Genomic DNA, 1247 nt, shown 5'->3' on the forward strand with positions numbered 1-1247 from the left:
TACTGGCACGTATCAACCAGCTCAACAACGTCACCGAGGTTCGGCGCAAGACCAAGTAAAATTATTCACTGCAGAGACGCAGAGAAAAGCTTAACCACGAAGACACAAAGACACGAAGAAAATATTATTAAAGTCAAAAACCGTTTTGTTACGCCTGCGAAATCCCGGATTCCGCTGAATCAACATACCGGTGTCGTGTGGAACCGCTCCGCCTGGTCCAGTCCATCAGCTTAAACCCGAACAATGGTTCAAGCCGAAGGCGGATTGAGCAGAGCCTGTGCTTTATCTCGCCCCTCGTAACTCGTCCCTCGTACCTGCCCGAAGGGCATTGTCTCTGCGTTGAGATCTTCTTCAGAACAACCCCATCTGATCCCCACTTTTCAAAGGTACCCGGAATTTGGAACAGTCCAGATCCAGACTACGCCGGTTTAGCCCCTGTTTCTTGCAGGCCAGGGCGAAGCGATGCGCGATCAGTTCGGCATACTGGCCGCTGCCGCGCATGCGCTCGCCAAAGTTGCTTTGATATTCACGCCCGCCGCGCAGGTCACGAACGCGGTTCATGACATGTTCGGCCTTGAGGGGATAATGTTCCTGCAACCATTGGACAAACAGCTCTTTGAGCTCATGTGGCAAACGTAGAATGACATAACCGGCCGATTCGGCGCCGGCCGCGGCACACTCGTCCAGCAGCTGTTCGATCTCGCTATCATTAAGCACCGGAATAATCGGCGCCATCAATACCCCGACCGGGATCCCGGCCTGCTGCAGTCGGCGCACTACCTCCAGGCGACGTTGCGGCGCGGCCGCACGGGGTTCCAGTCGTCGCCCCAGCTCCCTATCCAGGGTGGTTACGGACACAAACACGCGAACCAGTCCGGCTTCGGCCATGGGTACCAGCAGGTCAATATCCCGCTCTATCAGCGCTGACTTGGTAATGATCGCAACAGGATGATTATGGGCCTTCAGGACTTCGAGGATTGACCGGGTGATCCGCATGTCCCGTTCGATCGGTTGATAGGCATCAGTATTGGCGCCCAGCGCAATCACCTGTGGCGTATAGCGCGGGCGGGCCAGTTCGGTTTCCAGTAACTGTGCTGCTCCGGGCTTGCAATATATCTTGCTTTCAAAATCGAGCCCGGCGGAAAGATCCAGATAGGTATGTGTCGGGCGGGCGAAACAATAACTGCAGCCATGTTCGCAACCCTTGTAAGGGTTGATGGAGGCAGTAAATGGGACATCCGGTGAGT

The 1247-nt window shown here is 55.2% G+C and carries 1 protein-coding gene; it reads right to left on the reverse strand.

Annotated features, from left to right (window positions below; translation table 11 throughout):
- Nucleotides 1-351: 351 nt before the first annotated feature.
- On the reverse strand, nt 352-1247 hold an 896-nt coding region (locus tag RI563_RS12090; protein WP_310694638.1), incomplete at its 5' end, for a PA0069 family radical SAM protein.

It is taken from the genome of Thiohalophilus sp., assembly GCF_031581315.1.
Taxonomy (GTDB): Bacteria; Pseudomonadota; Gammaproteobacteria; order UBA6429; family Thiohalophilaceae; genus Thiohalophilus.